The 25,159-nt window shown below is 60.4% G+C and carries 21 protein-coding genes; 17 read left to right on the forward strand and 4 right to left on the reverse strand.

Features of this window, described 5'->3' with window-relative positions; translation table 11 throughout:
* Nucleotide 1 precedes the first annotated feature (1 nt).
* Nucleotides 2-874, reverse strand: coding sequence for a heme/hemin ABC transporter substrate-binding protein (locus tag ACM6IQ_RS06275; RefSeq protein WP_414878295.1), 873 nt, complete (start codon nucleotides 872-874; stop codon nucleotides 2-4).
* Between the two features lie 164 nt (nucleotides 875-1,038).
* Between ACM6IQ_RS06275 and ACM6IQ_RS06280 the strand changes: the two genes are divergently transcribed.
* Nucleotides 1,039-1,356: a Rieske (2Fe-2S) protein gene (locus tag ACM6IQ_RS06280; RefSeq protein WP_414878296.1), complete on the forward strand. Its 318-nt coding sequence runs from the start codon at nucleotides 1,039-1,041 to the stop codon at nucleotides 1,354-1,356.
* Here the strand turns inward: ACM6IQ_RS06280 and sfsA are convergent.
* Nucleotides 1,353-2,066: a DNA/RNA nuclease SfsA gene (sfsA, locus tag ACM6IQ_RS06285; protein WP_414878297.1), complete on the reverse strand. Its 714-nt coding sequence runs from the start codon at nucleotides 2,064-2,066 to the stop codon at nucleotides 1,353-1,355. The two genes, ACM6IQ_RS06280 and sfsA, sit on opposite strands and share 4 nt — an antisense overlap.
* Nucleotides 2,066-3,238, reverse strand: coding sequence for a pyridoxal phosphate-dependent aminotransferase (locus tag ACM6IQ_RS06290; protein ID WP_414878298.1), 1,173 nt, complete (start codon nucleotides 3,236-3,238; stop codon nucleotides 2,066-2,068). Before ACM6IQ_RS06290 ends, sfsA begins: the two co-directional genes overlap by 1 nt.
* Before the next feature lie 334 nt (nucleotides 3,239-3,572).
* On the opposite strand from ACM6IQ_RS06290, the gene dksA reads away from it, so the two are divergent.
* From dksA to ACM6IQ_RS06370, 16 genes are all read left to right on the forward strand, one after another.
* A complete protein-coding gene (dksA, locus tag ACM6IQ_RS06295; protein WP_007902025.1) occupies nucleotides 3,573-4,013 on the forward strand; it encodes an RNA polymerase-binding protein DksA in 441 nt (146 codons plus the stop codon).
* A gap of 271 nt (nucleotides 4,014-4,284) precedes the next feature.
* Nucleotides 4,285-5,172 (forward strand): tRNA glutamyl-Q(34) synthetase GluQRS, encoded by an 888-nt coding sequence (gene gluQRS, locus ACM6IQ_RS06300; RefSeq protein WP_414878299.1) that lies wholly within the window; start codon nucleotides 4,285-4,287, stop codon nucleotides 5,170-5,172.
* Between the two features lie 77 nt (nucleotides 5,173-5,249).
* The gene (locus tag ACM6IQ_RS06305; RefSeq protein ID WP_003176118.1) at nucleotides 5,250-5,426 is read left to right on the forward strand and encodes a hypothetical protein; all 177 of its coding nucleotides are present in this window, start codon (nucleotides 5,250-5,252) and stop codon (nucleotides 5,424-5,426) included.
* The gene (locus ACM6IQ_RS06310; RefSeq protein WP_031319123.1) at nucleotides 5,410-8,364 is read left to right on the forward strand and encodes a sensor histidine kinase; all 2,955 of its coding nucleotides are present in this window, start codon (nucleotides 5,410-5,412) and stop codon (nucleotides 8,362-8,364) included. The genes ACM6IQ_RS06305 and ACM6IQ_RS06310 overlap by 17 nt, the downstream gene beginning before the upstream one ends.
* Nucleotides 8,365-8,386: 22 nt before the next feature.
* Nucleotides 8,387-9,823 (forward strand): sigma-54-dependent transcriptional regulator, encoded by a 1,437-nt coding sequence (locus ACM6IQ_RS06315; RefSeq protein ID WP_017340804.1) that lies wholly within the window; start codon nucleotides 8,387-8,389, stop codon nucleotides 9,821-9,823.
* A gap of 691 nt (nucleotides 9,824-10,514) precedes the next feature.
* Nucleotides 10,515-11,918, forward strand: a complete 1,404-nt coding sequence (locus tag ACM6IQ_RS06320) for a polynucleotide adenylyltransferase PcnB (RefSeq protein WP_017340805.1) — start codon at nucleotides 10,515-10,517, stop codon at nucleotides 11,916-11,918.
* Nucleotides 11,919-11,920: 2 nt separating this feature from the next.
* Complete coding sequence (gene folK / locus ACM6IQ_RS06325; RefSeq protein WP_414878300.1) at nucleotides 11,921-12,406, forward strand: 2-amino-4-hydroxy-6-hydroxymethyldihydropteridine diphosphokinase; 486 nt, start codon at nucleotides 11,921-11,923, stop codon at nucleotides 12,404-12,406.
* A gap of 354 nt (nucleotides 12,407-12,760) precedes the next feature.
* A complete protein-coding gene (gene panB, locus ACM6IQ_RS06330; RefSeq protein WP_017340807.1) occupies nucleotides 12,761-13,561 on the forward strand; it encodes a 3-methyl-2-oxobutanoate hydroxymethyltransferase in 801 nt (266 codons plus the stop codon).
* Nucleotides 13,558-14,418, forward strand: coding sequence for a pantoate--beta-alanine ligase (gene panC / locus ACM6IQ_RS06335; RefSeq protein ID WP_017340808.1), 861 nt, complete (start codon nucleotides 13,558-13,560; stop codon nucleotides 14,416-14,418). The genes panB and panC overlap by 4 nt, the downstream gene beginning before the upstream one ends.
* A gap of 129 nt (nucleotides 14,419-14,547) precedes the next feature.
* The gene (gene panD, locus ACM6IQ_RS06340) at nucleotides 14,548-14,928 is read left to right on the forward strand and encodes an aspartate 1-decarboxylase (protein WP_003228271.1); all 381 of its coding nucleotides are present in this window, start codon (nucleotides 14,548-14,550) and stop codon (nucleotides 14,926-14,928) included.
* A 218-nt stretch (nucleotides 14,929-15,146) separates the two neighbouring features.
* The gene (gene pgi, locus ACM6IQ_RS06345) at nucleotides 15,147-16,811 is read left to right on the forward strand and encodes a glucose-6-phosphate isomerase (protein ID WP_017340809.1); all 1,665 of its coding nucleotides are present in this window, start codon (nucleotides 15,147-15,149) and stop codon (nucleotides 16,809-16,811) included.
* Nucleotides 16,812-17,007: 196 nt separating this feature from the next.
* Nucleotides 17,008-18,945, forward strand: a complete 1,938-nt coding sequence (acs, locus tag ACM6IQ_RS06350) for an acetate--CoA ligase (RefSeq protein WP_017340810.1) — start codon at nucleotides 17,008-17,010, stop codon at nucleotides 18,943-18,945.
* 50 nt (nucleotides 18,946-18,995) lie between these two features.
* A complete protein-coding gene (locus ACM6IQ_RS06355; RefSeq protein WP_017340811.1) occupies nucleotides 18,996-19,868 on the forward strand; it encodes an oxygenase MpaB family protein in 873 nt (290 codons plus the stop codon).
* A 191-nt stretch (nucleotides 19,869-20,059) separates the two neighbouring features.
* A complete protein-coding gene (locus tag ACM6IQ_RS06360; RefSeq protein ID WP_017340812.1) occupies nucleotides 20,060-21,076 on the forward strand; it encodes a class I SAM-dependent rRNA methyltransferase in 1,017 nt (338 codons plus the stop codon).
* Between the two features lie 93 nt (nucleotides 21,077-21,169).
* Nucleotides 21,170-24,121 carry a DUF748 domain-containing protein gene (locus ACM6IQ_RS06365; protein ID WP_414878301.1) on the forward strand — a complete coding sequence of 984 codons (2,952 nt, stop codon included), beginning with the start codon at nucleotides 21,170-21,172 and terminating at the stop codon, nucleotides 24,119-24,121.
* Nucleotides 24,121-24,417: a DUF2845 domain-containing protein gene (locus ACM6IQ_RS06370; RefSeq protein WP_414878302.1), complete on the forward strand. Its 297-nt coding sequence runs from the start codon at nucleotides 24,121-24,123 to the stop codon at nucleotides 24,415-24,417. Before ACM6IQ_RS06365 ends, ACM6IQ_RS06370 begins: the two co-directional genes overlap by 1 nt.
* Nucleotides 24,418-24,653: 236 nt before the next feature.
* On the opposite strand, the gene ACM6IQ_RS06375 is transcribed toward ACM6IQ_RS06370, so the two are convergent.
* Nucleotides 24,654-25,010: a BON domain-containing protein gene (locus ACM6IQ_RS06375; protein WP_017340815.1), complete on the reverse strand. Its 357-nt coding sequence runs from the start codon at nucleotides 25,008-25,010 to the stop codon at nucleotides 24,654-24,656.
* Between the last annotated feature and the right edge of the window lie 149 nt (nucleotides 25,011-25,159).

The raw sequence follows: 25,159 nt of genomic DNA on the forward strand, positions 1-25,159 counted from the left end.
GTCATTGGGCTGCCGTGCCCGGATAGAAACCGTCACTGACCTTTTTCAACGCATCGGGCAACCGCGGGCCGAGCCCACCCACCAGCAGCGTCGGATCAAGCTCCATGACGCGCCCGTCCCGGGCGGCGCGGGTCGAGGACAGAATCGGGTTTTCCTTGAACAACGCTGCACGCGCTGCGTCGCCGCTCAGTGCGCGGTCGGCAAATACCAGCACCTCAGGGTCCAGACTGATCAAGGATTCATTGGAAAAAGGTTTGTAACCGGTGTGCGTCGCCAGATTGTGCCCGCCGGCCTTCTGGATCAACCAATCGGCAGCGGTGTCCTTGCCGGCGATCAGCGGTTTGCCGCCCGCGTGACCGAGCAGCACCAGTACGCCAGGTGAAGGTTGTGTCAACTGCGCGTGGGTGACCCGAATCCTTTGCTGATCGAGTTGCTGTTGATAAGCCTCGAACAATTGCGCAGCCTTGTCTTCTGCACCGAGCAACTTGCCCAACTGCCGCAAGTTACCCTGCAACGTCGGCAGATCCGGCCGGGCCGAGAACAGTTCGACCTGCACGCCCGCCGTGCGAATCTGCGACAGCACCGGCGGTGGGCCCATTTCTTCGGTGCCGACCAGAATTTGCGGGCGTAAGCTCAGGATGCCTTCTGCGGACAACTGCCGCTGATAGCCGATGCTGGGCAACGCCTTGAGGGATTCCGGATGCTGGCTGGTGGTATCGACACCCACCAGTTTCGATTCGCCGCCCAGCGCACTGACCCACTCCGACAAGGCCCCGCCGGCGCTGACCCAGCGTTGTGGCAACTCGGCCGCCGCGGCATGGTGACTGACGAGGAGTCCGACACACAGCGCGGCAACGCGGGTACTCAGGCGCATAAACAGCTTCCTTTAAAGGTTTTCCCGGGCATTGAAGTGACAGGCCAAGTATCCTCGGCATCCGCACCTGCGCCTGATGGGTAAGGCGCCATTTGATAATTGTTTGCATTTGAACGTCAAGCTCGGACATATCCGGTCACGAGCCGACGGAGTTGAGGATAGACATGAAGTTTCTTTGCACAGGCTCTGAGCTGGCCGAGTCCGGCAGCCGCGGTTTCGACCTCGACGGCCAGAAGCTCTTTGCCGTGCGCCGGGCCGGTCAGGTCTACGTCTACATCAACCGCTGCCCACACCGTGGCGTCGGGCTGGAATGGATACCCGACCAGTTTCTTGACCCCAGCAACAGCCTGATCCAGTGCGCCACTCACGGCGCACTGTTCTTGATCGAAGACGGCGAGTGCGTCTCCGGCCCGTGTGCCGGGCAATCCCTCACCACCATTGCAAGCCGCGAAGACGATCAAGGCGTCTGGATCAATCTTTAACCGCCGAACACCACCTCCAGACGCCGGTCGACCACCATTTCTTCGTGGGTCAGGCGCACGCCGTAAGCCAACACCTCGACCCCGCACGACACCGCTTCCCGCAAAGCGGCCGCATAGGCCGAATCGATTTCGTCTGCAGGACGCACGGCATCGATGCCGGTGAGGTTCACGCAATACAACTGCACCGCGCGAATCCCGTCCCGGGCCAAATGGGCCAACTCCCGTAAATGCTTGGCGCCACGCTGGGTGACCGCATCGGGAAACGCCGCGACCGATGAGCCATCGAACCCCAGCGTGACGCTTTTGACTTCCACATACGCCGGCCCGCACGGGTAATCGAGTCGAAAGTCGATGCGACTGCTTTCCTGACCGTAGGCCACTTCACGCTTCAGTTCGGTGAAACCGTTAAGTTCGGTGATGACGCCAGCCCTGAGCGCCTCTTCGATCAAACCGTTGGCTCGTCCGGTGTTCACGCAAAACAGCCGCCCCTGAGGGGTTTCGCCGACTTCCCAGGTGCCCGGCAATTTGCGTTTGGGGTCATTGGAACGACTGAACCACACCTGCCCGCCCTCGACCTGGCAATTGAGCATCGAGCCGGTGTTCGGGCAGTGAATGGTCAACAACTCGCCGCGAACGGTTTCGATATCGGCGAGAAAACGCTTGTAACGTCGAATCAGCCGGCCTTCTTCGAGGGGAGGATGAAAGCGCATCAGCCTTGCCAGTTCTTCAAGCCGCGAGCGATGCGTTCAACCGCTTCCTGCAAGCGCGGGAGACTTTGGGTGTAGGCAAACCGAACGTGATGACCGGCCTGATAACGCCCGAAGTCGAGCCCCGGCGTGATCGCCACGTGCTCTGTTTCGAGAAAATGTCGGCAGAAGGCGAAGGCATCGCCACCGAACTGGCTGATATCGGCGTACAAATAGAACGCCCCTTCCGGCTCGACGGCGATACCGAAACCCAGCTCCCGCAAGGCGGGCAAAAGGAAATCCCGGCGACGGCCGAATTCGGCGCGGCGTTCTTCCAGAATGGCGATGGTCGCGGGTTCAAAGCAGGCCAGCGCCGCGTGCTGGGCCATGCTTGGGGCACTGATGTAAAGGTTCTGCGCAAGCTTTTCCAGCTCACCGACCGCCGCTTCGGGCGCCACCAGCCAGCCGAGCCGCCAGCCGGTCATGCCGAAATACTTTGAAAAACTATTGAGCACGAAGGCGTTGTCGTCGACTTCCAGCACACTGGCCGCGTCGGTGCCGTAAGTCAGGCCGTGATAGATCTCGTCCACCACCAGATGGCCGTGGCGTGCCTTGATCGCGGTCGACAGCCCCGCCAGTTCGTCGCGGGTCAGAATTGTCCCGGTCGGGTTAGCCGGCGACGCCACCAAAGCGCCAACGCTGTCGTGATCCCAATGACGATCGATCAAGTCCGGTGTCAGTTGATAGCGCACGTCCGGCCCCACAGGCACCAGCTGCGCAGCGCCTTCCACCAACCGCAGGAAATGCCGGTTGCACGGGTAACCCGGGTCCGCCAGCAGCCAGTGTTTGCCCGGATCCACCAGCAAGGCGCTGGCCAGCAGCAACGCGCCGGAACCGCCGGGCGTGATGAGGATTCGCTGTGGGTCGATGTTCAAACCGTAACGCTGTTGATAAAAGCCTGAAATCGCTTCACGCAGCTCGGGGATGCCACGGGCGGCGGTGTAACGGGTCTTCCCCGCCGTCAGTGCAGCCTGGCCGGCCTGGATGATCGGCTCGGCGGTGGTGAAGTCCGGCTCGCCGATTTCCAGGTGGATCACGTCGTGACCGGCGGCTTGCAGCTCATTGGCCCGCGCCAGCAGCGCCATGACATGGAACGGTTCGATTGCGCGACTGCGGGCACTGTAGGACTGAGCCATTAGCCTTCCTTCAACGGGAAAAAAAACCGATTCTACCCAAGCGCAGGAACGAGCGAGAACCTAAAGCGGTCAGACGCGTTAAGACCCTGGCCACAAACGACTCATGCGAGTGCGCAAGGTTTGACTAAAATCATTAATTGATCAGGTCTCCAGCACCACCAGTCAAGGCTTTGCAATCTTTTGCAAGCCCTTCGGGCCACTACCTCGACATCCGGGAGTAGCGCGGCCCGATTTGATCTGGTAAGTTCGCCCGCTTGCAGCCGCAGGGCCGGCAGGTGTCGGTGATGGAGCAATCCTGCGCAGATGGATTACAAGAGTAGAGGCGGTCCATTTCATGCCCACCCAAGCAAAGCAGCAAAATCAGTCGATCAGCGGCTTCGAACCCTACAAAGAAGTAAAGGGCGAGGAGTACATGGGCAAACCCATGCGCGCTCACTTCACCAAGATCCTGAACAAGTGGAAACAGGACTTGATGCAGGAAGTCGACCGCACGGTTGATCACATGAAAGACGAAGCGGCCAACTTCCCCGACCCGGCAGATCGTGCCAGCCAGGAAGAAGAATTCAGCCTTGAATTGCGCGCCCGCGACCGTGAGCGCAAGTTGATCAAGAAGATCGACAAGACGCTGCAATTGATCGAAGACGAAGAATATGGCTGGTGCGAGTCCTGCGGCGTCGAAATCGGCGTCAAGCGACTGGAAGCCCGCCCTACCGCCGACATGTGCGTTGACTGCAAGACCCTGGCGGAAATCAAGGAAAAGCAAGTCGGCAAGTAATCTCGACTTGAACGAAGAACGGAGCGTGCGAACGCTCCGTTTTTGTTTCTGATATTTGCCCCGACAGAACACTGTGGGAGCGAGCCTTTGTGGCGAGGGGATTATCCCCGTTCGGCTGCGGAGCAGTCGCAAACCCGGTTGATGCGTTCTATCTGACGCATCGCGATGACAGAGTTTGGGGGCGCTACGCGACCCGACGGGGATAAATCCCCTCGCCACAAAGGCTCTCCCACAGGGACTTGCGTACGACCGGACAACATAGATCGCCCTTATGACCGCCACCCCCTACATCGGTCGCTTCGCCCCCACGCCAAGCGGCCACCTGCATTTCGGCTCGCTGGTCGCTGCGCTGGCTTCGTACCTCGACGCGCGCTCGGTGGGTGGGCGCTGGTTGATGCGCATGGAAGACCTCGATCCGCCAAGGGAAGAACCCGGCGCGCAAGCGGCCATCCTCAAGGCGCTGGAAAGCTACGGTTTCGAGTGGGACGGCGAACTGGTCCGACAGAGCGACCGGCACGACGCCTACGCCGAAGTGCTCAATCGCCTGTTCAATCATGGCCTGGCCTACGCCTGCACCTGTTCGCGAAAACAGCTTGAGCCCTATCACGGCATTTATCCGGGCCTGTGCCGCAATGCCGGCCACGGCACCGAAGACGCCGCGATTCGCCTGCGTGTGCCCGAGCTCGAATACCACTTCATCGACCGCGTGCAAGGCGAATACCGCCAGCATCTGGGCCGGGATGTCGGTGATTTCGTGATCCGCCGCCGCGACGGGCTCTACGCCTACCAACTGGCCGTGGTCCTCGATGACGCCTGGCAAGGCATCACCGACATCGTCCGTGGCGCCGACCTGCTCGACTCCACGCCACGTCAGCTCTATCTGCAAGAACTGCTGGGTTTCTCGCAACCACGCTATCTGCACATCCCGCTGATTACCCAGCCTGACGGCAACAAGCTCGGCAAGTCCTACCGTTCGCCGCCGCTGACCGAAGATCAGGCCACGCCTTTATTACTGCGTGCATTGCGTGCGCTCGGGCAGAATCCGGGCGCCGAACTGGCGTATGCCACCCCACGCGAAGTGCTGAACTGGGGAATCGTCCACTGGGATGCGCTGAAGATCCCGCGCACACTCACCTTGCCCGAAGCGCAACTACAGTGATCACACTTGCAGTGGCGCGCCCATCCGTTACCATCGCCGCACGTTTTCGGGCACGCGCATAAAAAAGAGAGGCCGGGATGTACATCTATCGCTTGGTCCTGCTCCTGGTAGTGGGGATTTATCTGTTCTCCCCGGCCATCATGGATTGGTGGATCGACGCCACTGGCGCCTGGTATCGCCCTTATCTGCTCTGGCTGATTCTGATCGTCGTGACCTTCATCCTGCAGAGCCAAAAAGATGCCGATGAGCTTTAGCCTGACCCAGATGATCCTGATCAGCGCCGCGTACCTGGCGGTGCTGTTCGGCGTGGCCTGGATCAGCGAACGGGGCATGATTCCCCGGGCGATCATTCGCCACCCGCTGACGTACACCCTTTCGCTGGGTGTCTACGCCAGTGCCTGGGCGTTCTACGGCACTGTGGGCCTGGCCTATCAGTACGGCTACGGCTTTCTCTCCAGCTATCTAGGCGTTTCCGGCGCTTTTCTGCTGGCGCCGGTGTTGCTGTATCCGATCCTCAAAATTACTCGCACCTATCAGCTGTCGTCGCTGGCCGACCTGTTTGCGTTCCGTTTCCGCAGTACCTGGGCCGGCGCACTGACCACGATTTTCATGCTGATCGGCGTGCTGCCGTTGCTGGCGTTGCAGATTCAAGCGGTTGCCGACTCCATCGGTATCCTCACCCGCGAACCGGTGCAGCATCGCGTGGCCCTGAGCTTCTGTGCGCTGATTACGCTGTTCACGATTTTCTTTGGCTCGCGCCATATCGCCACCCGCGAGAAACACGAAGGGCTGGTGTTCGCGATTGCCTTTGAGTCGGTGATCAAGCTGATTGCGATTGGCGGTGTTGGCCTGTATGCGTTGTATGGCGTGTTCGATGGCCCGCAACAGCTGGAACTGTGGCTGCTGCAAAACCAGACCGCCCTCGCCGCGTTGCACACGCCGTTGCAGGAAGGCCCGTGGCGCACGCTGCTGCTGGTGTTCTTCGCGTCGGCGATCGTGATGCCGCACATGTACCACATGACGTTTACCGAGAATCTCAACCCGCGTTCGCTGGTCAGTGCGAGCTGGGGTCTGCCGTTGTTCCTGCTGCTGATGAGCCTGGCCGTACCGCTCATTCTCTGGGCCGGGCTGAAACTCGGCGCCACCACCAACCCTGAATACTTCACGCTGGGCATCGGCATCGCCGCCAACAGCAAGGCCTTGGCGTTGCTGGCGTATGTCGGCGGGCTGTCGGCAGCGAGCGGACTGATCATCGTCACCACCCTGGCGCTGTCCGGGATGGCGCTGAACCATCTGGTGCTGCCGCTTTATCAGCCACCGGCCGAAGGCAACATCTATCGCTGGCTGAAATGGACCCGTCGGGCCTTGATCGTCGCGATCATCATGGCCGGTTACGGTTTTTACCTGTTGCTGGGTGCCGAGCAGGATCTGGCCAACCTCGGCATCGTCGCGTTTGTGGCGACCTTGCAGTTCCTGCCGGGCGTGCTGTCCGTCCTTTACTGGCCGACCGCCAACCGTCGCGGCTTCATCGCCGGTTTGCTGGCGGGGATTCTGGTGTGGCTGGTGACCATGCTGCTGCCGCTGGTCGGCAATCTGCAAGGGTTCTACATTCCGCTGCTGAACATGATCTACGTGCTGGACGACACCAGTTGGCACATGGCCGCGATTGCCTCGCTGGCCGCCAACGTGCTGATGTTCACCCTGATTTCACTGTTCACCAACGCCAGTCCCGAGGAGGCCAGCGCTGCCGAAGCCTGCGCCGTGGACAACGTGCGCCGCCCGCAACGCCGTGAACTGCACGCGGCCTCGCCCCAGGAGTTCGCCACGCAACTGGCCAAACCCTTGGGCGCCAAGGCTGCGCAAAAGGAAGTCGAGCAGGCGCTGCGCGATCTCTATCTGCCGTTCGACGAGCGCCGGCCTTATGCCTTGCGCCGCTTGCGTGACCGGATCGAAGCCAACCTCTCGGGCCTGATGGGGCCGAGCGTCGCGCAGGACATGGTCGAGACGTTCCTGCCTTACAAGGCCGGCGGCGAAAACTATGTCACCGAGGACATCCACTTCATCGAAAGCCGCCTCGAGGACTACCACTCGCGCCTCACCGGTCTTGCCGCCGAACTCGATGCCCTGCGCCGCTATCACCGTCAGACCTTGCAGGAATTGCCGATGGGCGTTTGCTCGCTGGCCAAGGATCAGGAAATCCTCATGTGGAACAAAGCCATGGAGGAGCTGACCGGAATTGCCGCGCAGCGTGTGGTCGGCTCACGACTGAGCACCATCGCCGATCCGTGGAAAGAACTGCTGCAAGGCTTCATCAACCTGCCCGACGAACATTTGCATAAGCAACATCTGGCGCTCGATGGCCAGACCCGCTGGCTGAACCTGCACAAAGCGGCGATCGACGAACCGCTCGCGCCGGGCAACAGTGGCCTGGTACTGCTGGTGGAAGACCTGACCGAAACCCAGATGCTCGAAGACAAGCTGGTGCACTCCGAGCGCCTGGCCAGCATCGGGCGACTCGCGGCGGGTGTGGCCCATGAAATCGGCAACCCGATCACCGGGATCGCCTGTCTGGCGCAGAACCTGCGCGAAGAACGTGAAGACGATGGCGAGCTGAAGGAGATCAGCGGGCAGATCCTGGAGCAAACCAAACGCGTGTCGCGCATCGTTCAGTCGCTGATGAGTTTTGCCCACGCCGGCAGTCATCAACACAGCGACGAGCCCGTCTGTCTGGCCGAAGTGGCCCAGGACGCCATCGGTTTGCTGGCCCTGAACCGACGCAATTTCGAAGTGCAGTTCTACAACCTGTGCGACCCCGACCACTGGGTCGAAGGCGATCCGCAGCGACTCGCCCAGGTTTTGATCAACCTGCTCTCAAACGCCCGTGACGCCTCGCCTCCCGGCAGTGCGGTACGGGTGAAAAGCGAAGCCGGCGAACACACGGTCGACCTGATCGTGGAAGACGAAGGCAGCGGTATTCCGAAGAACATCATGGACCGATTGTTCGAACCTTTCTTCACCACCAAGGATCCTGGCGAAGGCACCGGTCTGGGCCTTGCACTGGTCTATTCCATCGTTGAAGAGCATTATGGACAAATCACCATCGACAGCCCGGCTGATGTTCAAAGCCAACGCGGCACCCGTATCCGGGTGACCTTGCCGCGTCATGTCGAAGCGACGTCCGCTGTGAACTGAGACCGTCGAGAGTATCGAATCAATGCCGCACATTTTGATCGTCGAAGACGAAACAATTATCCGCTCCGCCTTGCGCCGCCTGCTGGAACGTAACCAGTACCAGGTCAGCGAAGCCGGTTCAGTGCAGGAAGCACAAGAACGCTTCACCATTCCCACGTTCGACCTGATCGTCAGTGACCTGCGCCTGCCTGGCGCGCCGGGCACCGAGTTGATCAAACTCGGCCAGGGCACTCCGGTGCTGATCATGACCAGCTACGCCAGCCTGCGCTCGGCGGTCGACTCAATGAAGATGGGCGCGGTGGATTACATCGCCAAGCCTTTCGACCACGACGAAATGCTCCAGGCCGTCGCGCGCATCTTGCGTGACCGGCAATCGGTGCCGGCCAGCGGTGAACCTGCCGTCGGCAAAGCCGCCAATGGCGCGGCGAAACCGGGCATCGACAACAGCAACGGCGAAATCGGCATCATCGGCTCGTGCCCGCCGATGCAGGATCTGTACAGCAAGATCCGCAAAGTGGCACCGACCGACTCCAATGTCCTGATCCAGGGCGAGTCCGGCACCGGTAAGGAACTGGTGGCGCGCGCCCTGCACAACCTGTCCAAACGCGCCAAGGCACCGATGATTTCAGTGAACTGCGCGGCCATTCCGGAAAGCCTGATCGAGTCCGAACTGTTCGGTCACGAAAAAGGCGCGTTCACCGGCGCCAGCGCCGGACGTGCCGGCCTGGTGGAAGCGGCGGACGGCGGCACCTTGTTCCTCGATGAAATCGGCGAACTGCCATTGGAAGCCCAGGCTCGCCTGCTACGCGTGTTGCAGGAAGGCGAAATTCGCCGGGTGGGCTCGGTGCAGTCGCAGAAAGTCGATGTGCGTTTGATCGCCGCGACTCACCGCGACCTCAAGAGCCTGGCCAAGATCGGTCAGTTCCGTGAAGACTTGTATTACCGCCTCCACGTGATCGCCCTGAAACTGCCAGCACTGCGCGAGCGTGGCGCCGACGTCAACGAAATCGCCAATGCGTTCCTGGCGCGGCAGAGCGCGCGGGTCAACCGCACCGACCTGAAATTCGCCGCGGACGCCGAGCAGGCGATTCGTCACTACTCCTGGCCGGGCAACGTGCGCGAATTGGAAAACGCGGTCGAGCGTGCGGTCATCCTGTGCGAGAGCCCGGAAATTTCCGCCGAGCTGCTGGGCATCGACATCGAGCTGAGCGGCCTGGAAGACGACGAGTTCATCGGCCTGCCCCCGCAACAGGGCAACGGCGCCGGCAACAACAATCATGAGCCGACCGAAGACCTGTCGCTGGAAGACTACTTCCAGCACTTCGTTCTCGAGCATCAGGACCACATGACCGAAACCGAGCTGGCACGCAAACTCGGGGTCAGCCGTAAATGTCTGTGGGAACGTCGCCAGCGCCTGGGTATCCCGCGTCGCAAGACCGGGGTGGCCAGCGAGAGCTGAGCGGGTAACACATGACTTTGTGAAAAAACTGTTACCTCAGCTTTTTCACGTAACAGAAGCCGGGGCTTACGGTAACGAAGCCCCGGTTTTTTTGGGCCTCGAAAAACCTGCTCAGGTGACGTAACCCCTTGTTTTGCTGGGCCTCACAAAAGTTGGCACGCACCCTGCTATATGTTTGGTACAACAACAATAACAAGCAATGCACAAGACAATAAAAATAAGACGAATCGACTCACGCACAATAAAAACAAGACGGCGAGAGGCGCAGCTAACTGATTCTTTTGGAGAGGCGTTGTATTTGGGGCTTGCCCCACGACCAGGCCGAGAACAACAAAAACTGTCCTGAGACAGAGCCTGAACTGGTTGGATCGCAAGATCACTGCAGCACAGCGACCAAAGCAATCCGTTTGCTCTTGGCTCCCGATTGGGAGGGTCATGAAGGAAAACTTCATGACGCGGGCACTCAACAAAAACAAGAAGCCCGAAACCAATAACAAAAATAGAACATGCAACTACTTCTTGGGGAGCTTCGGCTCCCCTTGTAGTTTCTGCTGCTTACCCCCCGTGCCAGGCATGCCCTTCAAGCGCTTGCGCAGCTTCCTACACCATCCCCCGACTAAATGCTAGAATCCCCGCCCATCATGCGGTCATTCTTCGTTATGGCCGAACATTCCTTCAAACAGTGCATCCCATGCTGAAGAAGCTGTTCCAGTCATTCCGTTCTCCCAAGCGTCATACGCAACACATCCGCAGCACGCCTGAAGTGCTTAACAGCGGCCAACATTCGCTGCAAAAGGCGCAATTCAGCCGTTATGCGGTGAATATCGTCGAACGCCTGCAGAACGCCGGTTACCAGGCTTATCTGGTCGGCGGCTGTGTGCGTGACATGATGCTCGGCATCACGCCAAAAGATTTCGACGTTGCCACCAGCGCTACCCCTGAACAGGTTCGCGCCGAATTCCGCAATGCGCGGATCATCGGTCGTCGCTTCAAACTGGTGCATATCCACTTTGGTCGCGAAATCATCGAAGTCGCGACCTTCCGCGCCAATCACCCGCAAAACGACGAAGAGGAAGACAGCAACCAGTCTTCCCGCAACGAGAGCGGGCGCATCCTGCGCGACAACGTCTATGGCACGCTGGAAGAAGACGCGCAACGCCGCGACTTCACCATCAACGCCCTGTATTACGATCCGGTCAGCGAGCGTATTCTCGACTACGCCAACGGCGTACACGACATCCGCAATCACCTGATCCGCCTGATCGGTGACCCGAAGCAACGCTACCAGGAAGACCCGGTACGGATGCTGCGGGCCGTGCGTTTCGCCGCGAAACTGAATTTCGGTATCGAAAAACACAGCGCCCTGCCGATCCGCGATCTGGCGCCGATGCTGCGCGAGATCCCGTCGGCCCGCCTGTTCGAAGAAGTGCTCAAGCTGTTCCTCTCCGGCCACGCCGCGGACACCTTCGAGATGCTGGTCGACTTGCAGTTGTTCGATCCGCTGTTCCCGGCCAGTGCCGAGGCGCTGGAATACAACCCGACGTACACCCACACTCTGATCAGCGAAGCGCTGATCAACACCGACCTGCGGATCAAGCAGAACAAACCGGTGACCCCGGCGTTCCTGTTTGCAGCCCTGCTCTGGCCTGCCCTGCCGGCTCGCGTGTTGCGCTTGCAGGAACGTGGCATGCCGCCGATCCCGGCGATGCAGGAAGCGGCGCATGAGTTGATTGCCGAACAGTGCCAGCGGATCGCGATTCCAAAACGCTTCACCATGCCGATCCGCGAAATCTGGGACATGCAGGAACGCCTGCCACGCCGCAGCGGCAAACGCGCCGATCTGTTGCTGGACAATCCGCGATTCCGCGCCGGTTACGACTTCCTGCTGCTGCGTGAAAGCGCCGGCGAGCAGACCGATGGCCTGGGCGAATGGTGGACCGATTATCAGGACGCCAACGACAGTGAGCGTCGCGACATGATCCGCGACCTCAGCGGCAAGGACGACGGAGCCAGCGGTGCGCCGCGCAAACGTCGCCGCAGCGGCGGTGCCAAGCGCAAACGCGCGGCTGGCGCTCCGAGCGCTACGGGCGAGTAAGCATGGAACGCATCTACATCGGCATGGGCAGCAACCTGGCTGACCCCGCCGAACAATTGCGCAGCGCCGTCGAGGCGCTGGCGCAATTGCCGCAGACCGAACTGGTCGGGGTTTCAGCGTTTTATCAGAGCGACTCGCTGCTACCCGGCCAACCGCGTTACACCAACGCGGTCGCCGCGCTCGATAGCACGCTCGCACCGCTGGACCTGCTCGACGCGCTGCAAGCCATCGAAAACGGACAGGGCCGCGAACGCCTGGAACGCTGGGGGCCGCGCACGCTGGATCTCGATATTCTGCTGTTCGGCAATCGACTGATCGATGAACCTCGCCTCAAAGTGCCTCACTACCATATGCAGGAACGTGCATTCGTTCTTTATCCGCTGGCCGAGTTGGCGCCTGCGGATTTGCGCCTGGCAGATGGCCGCAGCCTGAATGAATTGCTCGCAGCCTGCCCGTTCGTCGGGCTGGAACGCCTCCCTCAAAGTTGACACAAAACCACTGTGGGAGCGGGCTTGCTCGCGACGACGGTGTGTCATTCAGTATTGATGCCGACTGATCCACCGCCTTCGCGAGCAAGCCCGCTTGTGTCGTGCATAAGATCTGCGGCTGCTGAATCGCATCAGTTACTCCGGTAACACCCCACGCGTAACAACGCGGTAACACACGCAATTGACTTCCCGAGTTCTCCTCACGACTATAGGCGTCCCGCTGCCGCCAACGCGGCATTGAAGGGCGCAATCCAGGCCTTAAAAGCACGACAACAGACCGTGCGCCTGTATTTAACGAAGAATCACGCGCGTTACTCGCAGTAGTTTCCACAGCGCCTGAATGAGGAACTTTTCATGCCAGCCATCACCCTGACCACTCTGCAAGGTCTCAAGCAAAAAGGTGAAAAAATCACCATGCTGACCTGCTATGACGCAACCTTCGCCCACGCCTGCAATGAGGCTGGCGTCGAAGTGCTGCTGGTGGGCGACTCCCTCGGCATGGTGCTCCAGGGTCACGACAGCACCCTGCCGGTGACCACCGCCGAGATGGCTTACCACGTCGCCGCCGTCAAACGCGGTAACACTGACGCGTTGATCCTCGCCGACCTGCCCTTCATGGCCTATGCCACCCTCGAACAAACCATGACCAACAGCGCCCTGTTGATGCAGGCCGGTGCGCACATGGTCAAGGTCGAAGGCGCGCTGTGGCTGGCAGACTCGATCCGTCTGCTAGCCGAGCGCGGTATCCCGGTGTGCGCACACATGGGGCTGACACCGCAGTCGGTGAACATTCTGGGCGGTTACAAAGTCCAGGGCCGTAACGAGAACCAGGCACGGCAGATGCGCGCCGACGCCATCGCCCTGGAACAGGCCGGTGCCGCCATGCTGCTGCTCGAATGCGTACCGAGCGAACTGGCTCAGGAAATTACCCAGGCAGTGGGGATACCGGTGATCGGCATCGGCGCCGGCAGCGGTACCGACGGCCAGGTCCTGGTGCTGCACGACATGCTCGGTCTGTCGATTACGGGCCGAGTGCCGAAATTCGTGAAAAACTTCATGAACGGCCAACCCAGCATTCAAGCGGCCCTGAACGCTTACGTCACTGACGTCAAAGCGGCGACTTTCCCTGGTATCGAACACGGATTCTCTGCATGAACACCGTTAAAACCGTACGCGAACTGCGGGCCGCCGTGGCCCGTGCCCGCAGCGAAGGCAAGCGCATTGCCTTCGTGCCGACCATGGGCAACCTGCACAGCGGTCATATCGCACTGATTACCAAAGCCAGCCAACGGGCGGATTTCGTGGTCGCGAGCATTTTCGTCAACCCACTGCAGTTCGGTGCCGGCGAAGACCTCGACAAGTACCCCCGCACCCTCGCGGCAGACCAGGAAAAGTTGCTCCAGGCCGGTTGCCACTTGCTGTTCGCGCCGACAGTCGAAGAAATGTACCCCGATGGCATGGCTGGCCAGACTCGCGTCAGTGTTCCGCAACTGTCCGAAGGCTTGTGCGGCGCCAGCCGTCCGGGGCATTTCGAAGGTGTGGCGACGGTGGTCAGCAAGCTGTTCAACATGGTTCAACCGGACCTGGCGATCTTCGGTCAGAAAGACTTCCAGCAACTGGCGGTGATTCGCGCGCTGGTGCATGACCTGAACATGCCGATCCAGATCATCGGCGAGCCGACGGTCCGTGCGGCCGACGGCCTGGCACTGTCATCGCGCAATGGGTTCCTCAGCGAAGAACAGCGGGCGGTTGCGCCGGTCGTGTATCGCACGCTGGCCTCGATTGCCGAAGCCATCAAACAAGGTGACCGCGATTATCCGGCGCTGATCGCGGCACAACAGCAGCAGCTCGAAGCCGCGGGCCTGCGTACCGATTACCTGGAAATCCGTCATGCGCTGACCTTGCGTCCGGCGACGACGGAAGATCGGGATCTGGTGATTCTGGTGGCGGCGTTCCTCGGCACCACACGGTTGATCGACAACCTGCACCTGAACCTCGACGCCACCGCATAAAACACCACAAATCCTTAGGAGCCGGCTTGCTGGCTCCTGCAGAGGGCTGCTCCCTTGCGCCCTGTATTGCTGCCCACAATGCCTTCGGGCAAACTGCCCGCCGTTCGATTCCGACCTGGGGAAACACTCATGCACGCCATCATGCTCAAGGCCAAGCTGCATCGCGCCGAAGTCACCCACGCAGTTCTTGATTACGAAGGTTCCTGCGCCATCGACGGCGAATGGCTGGACTTGTCCGGCATCCGTGAATACGAACAGATCCAGATCTACAACGTCGACAACGGCGAACGCTTCACCACTTATGCGATTCGTGGCGAAGAAGGCTCGCGCATGATTTCAGTTAACGGTGCCGCGGCGCACAAGGCCAAGGTCGGCGACCGTGTGATCATCTGCGCTTACGCTCACTACAGCGAAGCCGAACTGCTCAACTTCAAGCCGCGCATGCTTTACATGGCGCCGGGTAACGAGTTGAGCCACACCAGCAATGCCATTCCGGTTCAGGTTGCCTGACCGAACCTTCTCTTCCGTTTGTCGGACCGTTCCCCACTTTATGTATAAAAAAGTACCGGGAACGGGTCAGACAAAGTCAAGACAGATCGCAGCGCGAGGTTTACTGTATTCGCCCTGCGCCATGAAATCGTGTCGACGCAGTTGACCGGACGCCCTCACAGCGCTCCGGGATTTTTAGTGTTCAAAAGGCCGTTCAAGTAAAAAGGAAACCCGCAGCGATGGCGTACTACCGCACTCCTCACGACGTGACCGCTCTGCCCGCCTGGCAAGCGCTGAATGACCACCGCCAAGCCATGCAGGATTTCAGCATGCGCGAAGCCTTTAATGCCGACCCGCAGCGTTTTACTCAATTCACCCTCAGCAGCTGCGGCCTGTTTCTCGACTACTCGAAGAACCTGATCAACGCCGAGACCCGCGATCTGCTGGTGGGCCTGGCCAACGAAGTCGACCTCAAGGGCGCGATCAAAGCGCTGTTCGACGGCGAGATCGTCAACTCCTCCGAAGGCCGTCCGGCCCTGCACACCGCGCTGCGTCGTCCAGTGGGTGAAAAGCTGTCGGTCAATGGCGTCAACGTGATGCCCGAAGTACACAAGGTGTTGAACAAGATTACCGACCTCGTGGGCCGCATCCACGACGGTCTGTGGCGCGGTTACACCGAGAAGCCGATCACCGACGTGGTGAACATCGGCATCGGTGGCTCGTTCCTCGGTCCCGAGCTGGTCTCCGAAGCGCTGCTGTCCTACGCCCAGAAAGGCGTGCGCTGTCATTACCTGGCGAACATCGACGGCAGTGAACTCCATGAGCTGACCATGAAGCTGCGTGCCGAGACCACGCTGTTTATCGTTTCGTCGAAATCCTTCAACACCCTCGAAACCCTGAAGAATGCCCAGGCCGCTCGCGCCTGGTACCTGGCTCAGGGCGGTTCGGAAGCCGAGCTGTATCGTCACTTCATCGCCGTTTCCAGCAACAACGCGGCGGCTGTGGCGTTCGGTATCCGCGAAGAAAACATCTTCCCGATGTGGGACTGGGTCGGCGGTCGCTACTCGCTGTGGTCGGCCATCGGATTGCCGATTGCCCTGGCCATCGGCATGTCGAACTTCAAGGAACTGCTGTCCGGTGCCTACACCATGGACCAGCATTTCCAGAGCGCGCCGTTCGAACAGAACATGCCGGTGCTGCTGGCCTTGCTCGGCGTCTGGTACGGCAACTTCTGGGGCGCGCAAAGTCACGCGATCCTGCCGTACGACCACTACCTGCGTAATATCACCAAACACTTGCAACAGCTGGACATGGAATCCAACGGCAAGAGCGTGCGTCAGGACGGCACGCCGGTGTCCACCGACACTGGCCCCGTGATCTGGGGCGGCGTGGGTTGCAACGGCCAACACGCGTATCACCAGTTGCTGCACCAGGGCACCCAACTGATTCCGGCCGACTTCATCGTGCCGATCGTCAGCTTCAACCCGGTCTCCGATCATCACCAATGGCTGTACGCCAACTGCCTGTCGCAAAGCCAGGCACTGATGCTCGGCAAGACCCGCGCCGAAGCAGAAGCCGAACTGCGTGACAAGGGCATGGCCGAAGCGGACGTGCAGAAACTCGCGCCGCACAAGGTGATCCCGGGCAACCGTCCGAGCAACACGCTGGTGGTCGAACGCATCAGCCCGCGTCGTCTTGGCGCACTGGTGGCGATGTACGAACACAAGGTTTTCGTGCAAAGCGTGGTCTGGGGCATCAACGCCTTCGACCAGTGGGGCGTGGAACTGGGCAAAGAGCTGGGCAAAGGCGTCTACAACCGCCTGGTCGGCAGCGAAGAAACCCCGGCTGACGATGCGTCCACCCAAGGGCTGATCAACTACTTCCGCGGTCGTCACCGCGGGTGATTTGACAGTTCACTGCATTACCCTGTGGGAGCGAGCCTGCTCGCGATAGCGGTATGTCATTCAACGATGATGTTGGCTGACCCACCGCTATCGCGAGCAGGCTCGCTCCCACAGTTGTTTAGCACACGGCTTGAACCCTTCGGTCACTCGGCGCATCTTTATTACTTGTTTACCAAAACAAGAATAAGGAACCGTCATGTTCGATATCAGCACGTTCCCCAAAGCCGATGCCGTCCGCCGGGCCGCACAACTCAGTCAAGACGACTACAAGCGCCTGTACCGCCAATCCATCGAACACCCCAGCGAATTCTGGGCCGAGCAGGCTTCACGCTTTCTCGACTGGAGCAAACCCTGGGATACCGTCCAGCGCTATAACCTGAAAACCGGTGAAGCCAGCTGGTTTGCCGGTGCAAAGTTAAATGTCAGTTACAACTGCATTGACCGGCACCTGGAAAAACGCGGCGATCAGGTCGCAATCATCTGGGAAGGCGACGACCCCGCCGAGTCCGCCCAGATCACCTACAAAAAACTGCACCACAACGTCTGCCGCCTGGCCAACGTGCTCAAAAGCCGTGGCGTGAAGAAAGGCGACCGCGTGTGCATCTACATGCCGATGATCCCCGAAGCCGCCTACGCCATGCTCGCCTGCACGCGGATCGGTGCGGTGCATTCGGTGGTGTTTGGCGGGTTCTCCCCCGATTCTGTGCGTGACCGGATTCTCGATGCCGACTGCCGCACCGTGATCACCGCCGATGAAGGCGTGCGCGGCGGCAAATTCGTACCGCTCAAAGACAAGGTCGACAAGGCGCTGCAGAGTTGTCCGAATGTCAGCACCGTGATCGTGGTCGAGCGTACTCAGGGTGAAGTGAACTGGGTCGAAGGCCGCGACCTCTGGTATCACCAGGCCCTGCGCGATGTCAGCGACGATTGCCCGCCAGAACCGATGGACGCCGAGGACCCGCTGTTCATTCTTTACACCTCCGGCAGCACGGGCAAACCCAAAGGTGTGCTGCACACTACCGGCGGCTATCTGCTGCAAGCGGCGATGACCTTCAAGTACGTGCTCGACTACCGCGACGACGAAGTCTTCTGGTGCACCGCCGATGTCGGCTGGGTCACCGGCCACAGTTACATCGTCTACGGGCCGCTGGCCAACGGCGCGACCACGCTGATCTTCGAAGGCGTACCCAGTTATCCAAGCAGTTCGCGTTTCTGGCAGGTGATCGATAAACACCACGTGAACATCTTCTACACCGCCCCCACCGCCCTGCGCTCGCTGATGCGCGAAGGCCCCGAACCGTTGAAGGAAACGTCTCGCGCCAGCCTCAGATTACTCGGCAGCGTCGGTGAGCCGATCAACCCGGAAGCGTGGGACTGGTATTTCAATGTCGTCGGCGAACAGCGTTGCCCGATCGTCGATACCTGGTGGCAGACCGAGACCGGCGGCATCATGCTCAGCCCGCTGGTCAGCGCGCAGCGGATCAAACCCGGCTGCGCCACGCAACCGATGTTCGGCGTGCAACCGGTGCTGCTCGATGAAGTGGGCAAGGAAATCAAAGGCGCCGGCAGCGGTGTGCTGGCGATCAAATCCAGCTGGCCGGCACAGATCCGCAGCGTCTACGGCGACCCGCAACGGATGGTCGATACCTACTTCAAACCCTATCCCGGTTACTACTTCACCGGCGACGGCGCTCGCCGCGACGAGGACGGCGATTACTGGATTACCGGGCGTATCGACGACGTGATCAACGTTTCCGGTCACCGCATCGGCACCGCCGAAGTCGAAAGTGCCCTGGTGCTGCACGACAGCATCGCCGAGGCTGCCGTGGTCGGTTACCCTCACGACATTAAAGGCCAGGGCATCTATGCGTTTGTCACGCCCATGAACGGCACCGACCCCACCGACGAACTGAAGAAAGAACTGCTGGCCCACGTCAGCAAGGAGATCGGCAGCTTCGCCAAACCGGACCTGATCCAGTGGGCACCGGCCTTGCCGAAAACCCGTTCGGGCAAGATCATGCGGCGGATTCTGCGCAAGATCGCCTGCAACGAGCTCGACAGTCTGGGAGACACGTCGACCCTGGCCGATCCAAGTGTGGTTCAGGACCTGGTCGATAAACGCCTGAACCAATAAGCCCAGCGCGGCCAGCAATGGCCGCGTTTCATTTTCGCCACTGAGTCGCCATGGAATTCATCCGCAGCCGCATCGAAACCCAGGTCATGAGCCTCACCGGTCTGTCCCTCGGCAAGCTCGACCTGGAAAATCCCAAGGGCGACCCCGGCCTGTTCGGTCCCGATTCGGTGAGTTGGCAGGTTCACGGCGACTTCAGCAGCATGCTCATCGGCGGTATCAGCGCGCTGATGCTGCAAGCCCTGCACCCATTGGCGCTGGCCGGGGTCTGGGACCATTCGAATTTTCGCGAGGACATGCTCGGTCGCTTGCGCCGTACAGGGCAGTTTATTTCCGGCACGACGTTCGGCTCCCGCCGGGATGCGGACTGGCTGATCGAGAAAGTGCGCACCATCCACCTTCAAGTGACCGGCACCGCGCCGGATGGTCGGCCATACGCCGCGAGTGATCCCGATCTGCTGACGTGGGTGCATGTGGCCGAGGTCAGCAACTTCCTCGCGGCGCATTTGCGTTACCGCAATCCGCACCTGTCTGCGGCCGATCAGGACCGCTACTACGACGAAATCGCTCTGGTCGCCGAACGGCTCGGTGCTCGTGACGTGCCCCGTTCGCGACAGGAAATAGCCGATTACCTTGAGCGCATTCGCCCGCAACTGCTGTGCGACGATCGCAGTCGCGAGGTGTTGCGACGGTTGTTGAACGCCCCGGCCCCCAGCCGTCTGGCCAAGCCGTTCGGCGGATTGATGATGCAGGCCGGTATCGACCTGCTGCCGGATTGGGCCAGTGACATGCTGGGCGTCCGCCAGAGTCCGCTGCAACGCACGCTGATCCGCGCCAGCGTCAACCGCAGCGCGCCGATGCTGCGCTGGGCAGTGCGTAATGGCTCGGTGCATCGGGCGAAGCGGCGGATGGGGTTGCCGACCTGAACTCCGGCCCTTGTGGCGAGGGGGCTTGCCCCCCGTTCCAGTGCACAGCACTGGCAAGATTTCGGAAACGCTCGAGATTTTGGGGCCGCTTCGCAGCCCAGCGGGCGCAAGCTCCCGCGCCACAGGCAATCCCCCTAGCCACAGTGTTAAACTCCCGCGCCAAATTCCCTCCCTCCTGCAAGGCGCTCAGCATGTCTTCCTTGAATCAGGCGCTGCGCGCCGCCCTCGATCATCGCCAGGACCTGCTTGCCGAACTGCATCAGCAAGGCACCGATTGCTATCGCCTGTTCCATGGCAGCCAGGAAGGCGCCGGCGGCCTGACCATCGACCGCTACGGCCCGCAACTGTTGGTACAGAGCTTTCACCAGGCCCTGGAGCGCGATGACCTGCTGCAACTGCACGAGGCGATCAATCAACACCTGGGCTTCGAAACCCTGCTGGTCTACAACGACCGCTCCCGGGGCAACTCGCGCATCGACCGCGAAGACACCGTTTACCGCGCCGACGAAGCCGCCCTGCAAGACCTGGTCGGCCACGAATGGGGCCTGAACTACCGGGTCCGCGGCCGTCACGCCGGTCAGGACCCGCTGCTGTTCCTCGACCTGCGCAACACCCGCGGCTGGGTCAAGGAACACAGCAAGCACAAAAGCGTGCTCAACCTGTTTGCCTACACCTGCGGCGTCGGCCTGAGCGCTGCGGCCGGTGGCGCGAGCGAAGTGTGCAACCTGGATTTCGCCGAAGGCAATCTGGCGGTTGGCCGCGAAAACGGTCTGCTCAATCCGCAGTTGCCGACCATGCAGTTCATCCAGTCCGATTACTTCCCGGCCATTCGCCAGCTCGCCGGCCTGCCCATCAGCCAGCGCCGCGGGCAAAAATTGCCGAGCTATCAACGCCTGGAACAACGTCAATACGATCTGGTGTTGCTGGACCCACCGGCCTGGGCCAAGAGCGCTTTCGGCACCGTCGACCTGCTGCGCGACTACCAGAGCCTGCTCAAACCGGCGCTGCTGACCACCGCCGACAATGGCGTGCTGATCTGCTGCAACAACCTGGCAAAAGTCAGCATGGACGACTGGCGCGAACAGGTTTTGCGTTGCGCCGAGAAAGCCGGGAGGCCGGTGCGCGAGTGGACGGTGATGAAACCGGGCGGCGATTTCCCGTCCATGGATCAACAGCCACCGCTGAAAACCCTGATCCTGCAACTGTGAATCCCAAAGAAAATTTCAGATAAATCCTATAACGCAGGGTGGCTTCGGAACCGGATTCGCGTGCCATACTCCAACGCACTCCGATTCAGACAGATGAAGCCACACATGCCCAAAGGATTGATCCGCGCTATCGGCGCCCTGTTGACTGCTCTGGCCCTCTACAGCCTGCTGGGGTTTCTGATTTTGCCGGGCATCGCATTGCGGGTTGCCAACCAGCAACTGGCCAACTACGCCACGACGCCCGCCACGATTCAGCGAATCGAACTCAACCCCTTCAGCCTTGAAGTCACCCTATGGGGCCTGATCATCGGCGAGCCGGGCAAGGAACAGGTCGGCTTCGAACGCCTGTACGCCAACCTGCAGATCGACAGCCTCTGGACCAAAGCACTGCATCTGTCGGATATCGAGCTGGACAAACCCAAGACCGAAATCCTCTTTGGCAAGGACGGCAAGCTCAATCTGCTCGGTCTGTTCAACATCCCCGCCAGCGAACCGACCCCGGCCGACCCGGACGCCAAACCGTTTCCGCTGCGCATAGAGCGGATCAAACTGGCGGACGGTGTCGTGCACTTCAAGGACGATCGCCCCAGCGAAGCCATCGAGTTCCTCTACGACAAACTCGATTTCGAGCTGAACAACCTCAGCACCCTGCCCGAAGACAGCGCCGACATGACCCTTGTGGCCATCGGCCCGAACGGTGGGCAACTCGACTGGACCGGCAATTTCAGCCTGATCCCGATCGCCTCCGAAGGTAAGCTGAAAATCACCGACGGCCAGATGAAAGCCTTTTGGCCTTATGTGCGCGACGCGCTGCCGCTGGTGCTGGAAAACGGCGTGCTGAACCTGAGCACCGACTACAAGCTCAACTTGTCCAAGGAAACCGAACTGCTGCTGAGCAACGTAGCGGTCAGCGTCGCGCCTTTCGCCATCAATGCCCCGGACGGTCGACCGCTGGCGAAACTCGCGCGACTGGACATCACCGACACCACCGTGGACCTGGCCAAACAGCAAGTCGTGGTCGGCAAGATTCGCAGCAATAAACTGGAAACCTGGGCGGCGCTCGAAGCGGACGGCCAACTCGACTGGCAGAAACTGTTCGCCAGCCAACCGTCCAAAGAAGCGACCAAGGCCAAAGCCGAGCCCGTCAGCACGCCGGCGGCCGCCGACTCGCCGAAAGCGCCTGCCGCGCCGAGCAAGCCTTGGCAGGTAGTGCTCAAGGACGTGCAACTGCGCGATTACCAGGTGCACCTGGCTGATCGAAAAGCGCAACCCGTCGTGACGCTGGACCTGACCCCGCTGAACCTGGACCTGCAGAATTTCGACAGCCTCAATGGCTCGCCCTTTACCCTCAAGCTCGACACCGGCGTGGGCAAGCAAGGCAAGATCACCGCCGATGGCGAGGTCAATCTGGCCCCGGTCAGCGCCAGGCTCAACGTGCAGACCAAGGACATCGACCTGCGGGTTGCCCAGTCCTACATCAACCCGTTCATTCGCCTCGAACTGCGCAGCGGCATGCTTGGCAGCGACCTCGCAGTCAACCTGAAAAGCACCGAGCCGTTGGCGCTCAGCGTGACAGGACGCGCGCAAATCGATCAGCTGCACACCCTCGACACCCTGAAAACCCGCGACTTTCTCAAGTGGCAGCAGGTGGTGGTCGAAGGCTTGAATTATCAGCACGGCGATAGCCTGTCGATCGACCGGATCAACCTGTTCCAGCCCTATGTGCGCTTCATGATCAACGATGACCGCACCACCAACGTCGATGACCTGCTGATCCCGCAACCGCCCGACTCCGGGGCCAAAACGGCCGCCGCCAAACCCGCCGCCAGCAAGGACAAACCGCTGGGCATCCACATTGGCGGGGTTGCCATCAATGACGGCTCGGCCAACTTTGCCGACTTCAGTCTGACCCCGAACTTCGCCACCGCCGTGCAACAGCTCAACGGCCAGATCGGCACCATCGACAGCCGTCAGGCGAAACCGGCGACCGTGGACATCAAAGGCAAGGTCGATCGCTACGCACCGGTGACCATCAAGGGCTCGGTCAATCCGTTCGACCCAATGGCCAGCCTCGACATCGCCACCAGTTTCAAACGCGTCGAGCTGACCACGCTGACGCCCTACTCCGGCAAGTTCGCCGGCTACCGTATCCGTAAGGGCCGGCTCAATCTCGACCTGCATTACCTGATCACCAAAGGTCAGCTCAAGGCTGAAAACAAAGTGGTGGTCGAGCAGTTGCAGCTCGGTGAAAAGGTCGACAGCCCGGACGCCGTCAGCCTGCCGTTGAAACTGGCGATTGCCCTGCTCAAGGACGTCGACGGCAAGATTTCCATCGAACTGCCGGTCACCGGCGACCTCAACAATCCACAATTCAGCGTCATGCCGATTGTCTGGCAGACCCTGCGCAACCTGATCGTCAAGGCCGCCGCCGCGCCGTTCAAAATGATCGGCGGACTGGTCAGTGGCGGTGGCTCGGAAGACCTGGGCACGGTGTCGTTCGCACCAGGTTCCAGCGACCTGAGCAAGGAGGCCGAGGGCTCGTTGGTCAAACTGTCCCAGGCCCTCAAGGAACGTCCGGCGTTGCGCCTGGAAATCGAAGGCACCGCTGCCGCCAGCAGTGATGGCCCGCCGATCGCCGAGCAACGCCTGGAGCGGGAATACCAGTACAACTACTACAAAATGCTCCAGCGTCGCGGCGACAAGGTGCCGGCGCAGGCTTCGCTGCTGCAAGTACCGGACAGCGAGAAAGGCCCGCTGCTGGAAGGCATCTACCGCACTCGCCTGAAAACCCAGCCACCCGCCGAATGGAAGGATCTGGGCAAGGAAGAACGCACCGCGAAAATGCGCGCGGACGTGATCAAGTTCTGGAGTACCAGCGACGTGCTGTTGCGCCAACTGGGCCAGGACCGTGCCAGCAGCATCAAGGATTATCTGGTCGACAAGGGACAGTTGGCCGACGACCGCGTGTATTTCATCGACGCCAGCCTCGGCGAAGCGGAAAGTGACGGCAAGGTGGTGACACCACTGCATCTGGACGCCGAGTGATGCTCAGACAATTGCTGTTCGGCCTGACCCTGGCACTCGCGGCCAGTCAGGCTTCGGCCGCCGATACCCTGCGTTGCGGCAGTCAGTTGGTCAGCGTCGGGGACAGGTCCAGCGAGGTGCTGCAGAAGTGCGGTGAGCCGGTCAGCCGCGATCTGTTGGGCTACAAGCGCAGTGCCAATCGCCGGGAAGAATTCCAGGTCGAGGAATGGACCTACGGACCCAGCGGCGGGATGTACCAGTATCTGCGGTTTGAAGGGAATCGGTTGAAGCAGATCACCAGCAAGCGCGGTAACTGAAGAGCAAAAGATCGCAGCCTTCGGCAGCGCCTACAGGGAATGTGGATATCTGTAGGCGCTGTCGAAGGCAGCGATCTTTTTTTGTGCGCCCACAATAGAACAGGCCCCGAACACGAATGTCCGGGGCCTGTAATGGCCACATCCTTGTGGCCGTCGCATGAACTCTCAAGTCGCGGCGGACGTATGACTCGGCCCGTCTACCGCGTCTTCTCCCGGTCCAGGCGAGAAGTCTTGCCTTACTCGGCTTTCAGGCCGTCAGCGGAGACCGCTTTGACGCCTTTGATTTTCTTGGTGATGGCCACAGCAGTGGCTTTCTGAGCGTCAGTCACCGCGACGGTAGACGACAGGGAAACAACACCTTTGTTGGTTTCAACCTTGATGTCGGTACCAGGAATGCCTTTTTCGGTCACCAGGTCAGCTTTGACTTTGGTGGTGATCCAGGTGTCAGAGGTTGCTTCTTTGGCTTCTGTCACTTCACCAGCAGCCAGCACCATTGGGGACTGGGTAGCCTGGGTGGTTTGAGCAAATGCAGCGTTGGCCATGGTCAGGGTCAGCGCGGTAGCAGTAGCGGCAGCGATAGCGAACTTCTTCATACGAGTAACTCCTGTTTTTTCATAAAGTCTGCTGCATGTCTTGTCAGCAGGGTTACTAGGTATATTGCGAACGCTGTGCCAAGTTTGAGACAGATAAAAAATCGTTATAAATCAATGATATATATAAAAGTGAAATTTTCGGAATCATG

The organism is Pseudomonas sp. IT-P100, assembly GCF_949767185.1.
Lineage (GTDB): Bacteria > Pseudomonadota > Gammaproteobacteria > Pseudomonadales > Pseudomonadaceae > Aquipseudomonas > Aquipseudomonas fluorescens_B.

Coding starts and splice junctions, on each gene's coding strand:
- ACM6IQ_RS06275 (WP_414878295.1), bottom strand. CDS start 874: ATGCGCCTGAGTACCCGCGTTGCCGCGCTGTGTGTCGGACTCCTCGTC.
- ACM6IQ_RS06280 (WP_414878296.1), top strand. CDS start 1,039: ATGAAGTTTCTTTGCACAGGCTCTGAGCTGGCCGAGTCCGGCAGCCGC.
- sfsA (WP_414878297.1), bottom strand. CDS start 2,066: ATGCGCTTTCATCCTCCCCTCGAAGAAGGCCGGCTGATTCGACGTTAC.
- ACM6IQ_RS06290 (WP_414878298.1), bottom strand. CDS start 3,238: ATGGCTCAGTCCTACAGTGCCCGCAGTCGCGCAATCGAACCGTTCCAT.
- dksA (WP_007902025.1), top strand. CDS start 3,573: ATGCCCACCCAAGCAAAGCAGCAAAATCAGTCGATCAGCGGCTTCGAA.
- gluQRS (WP_414878299.1), top strand. CDS start 4,285: ATGACCGCCACCCCCTACATCGGTCGCTTCGCCCCCACGCCAAGCGGC.
- ACM6IQ_RS06305 (WP_003176118.1), top strand. CDS start 5,250: ATGTACATCTATCGCTTGGTCCTGCTCCTGGTAGTGGGGATTTATCTG.
- ACM6IQ_RS06310 (WP_031319123.1), top strand. CDS start 5,410: ATGCCGATGAGCTTTAGCCTGACCCAGATGATCCTGATCAGCGCCGCG.
- ACM6IQ_RS06315 (WP_017340804.1), top strand. CDS start 8,387: ATGCCGCACATTTTGATCGTCGAAGACGAAACAATTATCCGCTCCGCC.
- ACM6IQ_RS06320 (WP_017340805.1), top strand. CDS start 10,515: ATGCTGAAGAAGCTGTTCCAGTCATTCCGTTCTCCCAAGCGTCATACG.
- folK (WP_414878300.1), top strand. CDS start 11,921: ATGGAACGCATCTACATCGGCATGGGCAGCAACCTGGCTGACCCCGCC.
- panB (WP_017340807.1), top strand. CDS start 12,761: ATGCCAGCCATCACCCTGACCACTCTGCAAGGTCTCAAGCAAAAAGGT.
- panC (WP_017340808.1), top strand. CDS start 13,558: ATGAACACCGTTAAAACCGTACGCGAACTGCGGGCCGCCGTGGCCCGT.
- panD (WP_003228271.1), top strand. CDS start 14,548: ATGCACGCCATCATGCTCAAGGCCAAGCTGCATCGCGCCGAAGTCACC.
- pgi (WP_017340809.1), top strand. CDS start 15,147: ATGGCGTACTACCGCACTCCTCACGACGTGACCGCTCTGCCCGCCTGG.
- acs (WP_017340810.1), top strand. CDS start 17,008: ATGTTCGATATCAGCACGTTCCCCAAAGCCGATGCCGTCCGCCGGGCC.
- ACM6IQ_RS06355 (WP_017340811.1), top strand. CDS start 18,996: ATGGAATTCATCCGCAGCCGCATCGAAACCCAGGTCATGAGCCTCACC.
- ACM6IQ_RS06360 (WP_017340812.1), top strand. CDS start 20,060: ATGTCTTCCTTGAATCAGGCGCTGCGCGCCGCCCTCGATCATCGCCAG.
- ACM6IQ_RS06365 (WP_414878301.1), top strand. CDS start 21,170: ATGAAGCCACACATGCCCAAAGGATTGATCCGCGCTATCGGCGCCCTG.
- ACM6IQ_RS06370 (WP_414878302.1), top strand. CDS start 24,121: ATGCTCAGACAATTGCTGTTCGGCCTGACCCTGGCACTCGCGGCCAGT.
- ACM6IQ_RS06375 (WP_017340815.1), bottom strand. CDS start 25,010: ATGAAGAAGTTCGCTATCGCTGCCGCTACTGCTACCGCGCTGACCCTG.